Here is a 3,961-nt window from a genome sequence, read left to right on the forward strand (position 1 = left end):
GGCTATTTCTCAACAAACAGGGTAAAAGTCCCATGGTTCTTAGAAATAGCTTAAAAATGGTCTTTTCGCTAAAAACCAGCCCTCATATCTCCTCTACAAGCCACGAAATTAATTTCCGAGACCTAAAGGCTGCATAAACTCTTTTTCTTTATCAATCGCAATTAAATTGTAAACTCTCTTTGAATAGTTGGTAAAATCATAAATCCCATAAAAATTAATATGACTCCAGTGAATAATTGAACTGTTTTTAAGTGCTGTGAGGATTTCATCTTTCTCGGTGCTATTTTTAGAATGTTGTAATTTTTTGGTAAGATAAAGATAATTCCAAAGGATTATAGCATTTTGAATAAGTCGTTTTGAGTTATTTGCAACGTTTTGCTCTTCGGTAGTTGCAACCGTAAACTCTTGATTGTTTCCAAAAAATACCGCTTTTGAAAATCGATTAGAGGCTTCTATCTTATTGAGCTGCTTTTCTATCCGTTGGCGAAGCTTTACATCATCGATATAATTGAGCAAAAAATCGGATTTTATAATCTTTCCAAATTCTTTCAACGCAGTGTATAGTTTGTGCTGTCGTGAATAGGAAGTGAGCCTTTTTAAGAGCTGTGTAGCCGTTGTTTTTCTCTCTTTAATTGTTACGGCAAACCGTAAAATATCATCCCAACTCTCTTTGATTATTTGAGTATTGATTTTTCTTTTAGGTGCCAATTTATAACCTAAATTATGATAGTGTTTTGGTGTAAAAAAGCCGTAAAGCTGTTGATCTTTGAAATTTTTAATTCTTGGACCAAAATTGAATCCAAGAATATTTGTTAAACCAAATATTAGCTCTGTATAGCTGTGGCTATCCCCGGAATGTAAATCGCTCTTGACTGTCTCATTGTGCAACAGTCCATCAATAACATACCCCGATTCTCTTTCACTGACATTGATAACAGTGGAATGAAACAGGCGATTTGATTCGTCAATAAAAGTATAGGTGACAACTCCTTTGTCGGCACCAAAGTATTTGTTTGAGTGTCCTGCATTAGTAGAATCGATATTTGAAGCAATGGAGTATTTTTGCCCATCACTTGAAGTATGATTGATATCGGTGTGATGTCTTACTATTTTTACAAGCTCCAATTTCTCCATATATGCCACAATTTTGTCATTTGCTTCGGTCGTATTATCCTCTGAAAAGTACCATATTTTGGTATTATCAAGCTGGTTTTCGTTGATGCCTTTTGATATTTTCCCCATCCGTGAAAGGCTTAGGTTGCATCCATATCCAAGTATGGATGCAAGTAATAGATTGTGATTGCTTTTAATGCGACTTTGAGAGTAGTGTTGAAATGATGATAAAAAATCTGTTTCCTTATCAATTGAATTGAGAACATCAATCACGGATAGGTACTCTTCCGTTGGGAAATATTTTGCGAGAGGATTTTTTTCTTCATCTTCATCCTTTTCCAGCTTAGGAGTTTTGAGGATGTAAGAGTCGTCTGATGCCGTAAAATAGGTGTTTGTACCATTTAAAATATTATGATTTGTTTCTTTGTAGCTTGCTTCAACTTTGTCTTTGACGGTGTTCATAAAGGTATCAAACGGTTTTAAATACTCCATTTCATGCTTCGTTAGAAGTAGATCTTTATTTTTAATCCAATCATCTTTATCAATCATATAGTCATCAAAGTTTTTGTATCTGTAAGAGTATTTCAAATTAAGAGTTCCATTTTTAATGGCATCGCTTACATGAAAGAAGAGTAATATTTTATAGAGTGAGACTTTAAATTTATCGCCATCAAATACAGCGATACGCTCTTCTTCATCTAAAAATGCTTTAGGTACTTTATTGGTGAGAGTGGGATTGTTTTTGAAATAGTTAATGGCTTCAATAAGATTTTTATTCGATGCTTTTTCATCAAACTCAATCGCTTTTAAAATCCCCGAAAGCTTGCCTTGCAGCGATACTGACTTGCTCTCTATAAAATCATACTTGCATTCAACAACAGTGTCGAAAACTTTTTTCTCTGTAAGAATCTCATTGAGTGCCAGTGTCTTTTGCTGAAGAAGTTTCTCTATTGTAGCTACTTTTTGAACAGCACTTAAATCGCTGTCTTTGACAATAGCTTCAATATCATTTAGTGTTGAAAGATTTGCATTCTCAAGTGACTGTATGACCCGATTTTTATGAGGTTCTTGTTCAAAACTATACTCTTTTTGGGAACGAAGTGAGGAGTTTTTAGCCGTCTGCACCGTTGATATAAATCTATCTATGAGATTATCGTTACGGATCAAGTACTGATAATATACAAATGATAGAAGTAAGAAGTTAGATTCTACATCTTTCTTTCGCTTTACTTGAAAAACTTGGCTTTTTTCAATCCATTTAGCATGATACTGGGCTATTTTAGGGGTGATTCCTCCCGATATAAAGATACTCTCCAAGATATTGAATTTTGATTGTATCGTTTTAAATTTTTGAAGACTTACCATCATGGCAGCTTTTTTAGTAGAGTGCTCCAGTATCTTATAGTGCGTGAGACTCCATCTGTTTTTATAGTCTCCATCTTTTTGTAAAAATTCATCTAGTATATTCAGTTTTTGATCTTTAATGAATGGCGTTAATCTCTCTAGAATATCTCTTTTTTGAGAATTGATGGCGACTGTGATAATGCGATATAACTCCGTGTAACTCGGCACTTCGATTGATAGCTTTTTAGAAAACTCAACAAGAGCATAAAAGATTTTTTTACGATGGGTAAAATTATTCGCCAACGTGATAGCTTCTTTTACAAGGATATCTTTTATCTCATAGGTGTATTCGTTAATTCGCAGGTGCTGCTTAATGATCTGCTGATATCTATAAAGTGTACTTTTTGTTAAACTTACAGCATCTGTATCGATTGATATTTTTAAAATATCGGAGGCAATATAATCTAAATTTTTATCATCATTTAAATCTGTGAAGAATTTATTTGTTGCTTTGAAATAGCCATACAGCAGCACAAAATAAATTTGATTAAAATCGATTTCTATTTTTTCGAGTAAATTCTTTGGGATTGAAAAATAAAATTTTTGCTGGTTAAAATTAAATATTGGTTTTTGATTGAATGCTTTTTCTTCCTCTTTTGATAAAATTTGTAAAGTTGTCACTTTTTTCCTTTTTTGTGTAATTTATTCTGATTATATATACTGTTTGCTATACTTTGTTTGATTTATACTTAAGTTTACACTTATCAGATAGTTTATGGATAAATTTCAGAGTGTAATGCAAACGAAGGTTTAATTTACATCACAAAGGGAGTGGAATGCTTATCGGTTATGCAAGAGTTTCAAAATCTGATGACTCTCAAGTTTTAGATTTACAAATCGATGCACTTCTCCAAGCGGGTGTAAATCAAGAAAGTATTTACACCGATAAAATTTCAGGGATCAAAGACGAAAGACCCGGCTTGGAAAATTGCTTGAAAGCTTTACGAGAAGAAGATATTTTAGTTGTCTGGAAGCTTGACCGTCTTGGCAGAAATCTCAAGCATCTTATCAATACTATTGATGATTTAAACAAAAGAAATATAGGATTTAAAGTTTTAAGCGGACAAGGTGTTAATATTGATACAACCACTTCTGCCGGAAAAATGATGTTCTCAATTTTTGGTGCTTTTGCAGAATTTGAGAGAGACTTAATCAGAGAAAGAACAATAGCCGGACTTCAAGCTGCAAGAGCAAGAGGAAGAAAAGGTGGAAGAAAGTTTAACCTTACCAAGTCACAAGTAAGATTAGCGGAAGCAAGTATGAAAAATAGAGATACCAGTGTAAAAGAACTTTGTGCTGAGTTGGGGATTACAAGGCCTACTCTTTATAAATATATTGGACCGAATGGGGAGCTAAGAGATTTTGCCAAGAGAGTGCTAGAAATCACTAATTAAGCTATTTCTAAGAACCATGGGACTTTTACCCTGTTTGTTGAGAAATAGCC

The 3,961-nt window shown here is 33.5% G+C and carries 2 protein-coding genes; one reads left to right on the top strand and one right to left on the bottom strand.

What is annotated here, in order from left to right; all coding sequences use genetic code 11:
- Positions 1-108: 108 nt before the first annotated feature.
- Positions 109-3,138, bottom strand: a complete 3,030-nt coding sequence (locus RMO68_RS11135) for a Tn3 family transposase (protein ID WP_013449979.1) — start codon at positions 3,136-3,138, stop codon at positions 109-111.
- 155 nt (positions 3,139-3,293) lie between these two features.
- On the opposite strand from RMO68_RS11135, the gene RMO68_RS11140 reads away from it, so the two are divergent.
- Complete coding sequence (locus tag RMO68_RS11140; RefSeq protein ID WP_013449888.1) at positions 3,294-3,911, top strand: recombinase family protein; 618 nt, start codon at positions 3,294-3,296, stop codon at positions 3,909-3,911.
- Positions 3,912-3,961: the final 50 nt, after the last annotated feature.

The organism is Sulfuricurvum sp., from assembly GCF_031427015.1.
Classification (GTDB): domain Bacteria; phylum Campylobacterota; class Campylobacteria; order Campylobacterales; family Sulfurimonadaceae; genus Sulfuricurvum.

Excerpts from the sequence above, each read along its gene's own strand:
- RMO68_RS11140 (WP_013449888.1), top strand. The coding sequence starts at position 3,294 with ATGCTTATCGGTTATGCAAGAGTTTCAAAATCTGATGACTCTCAAGTT.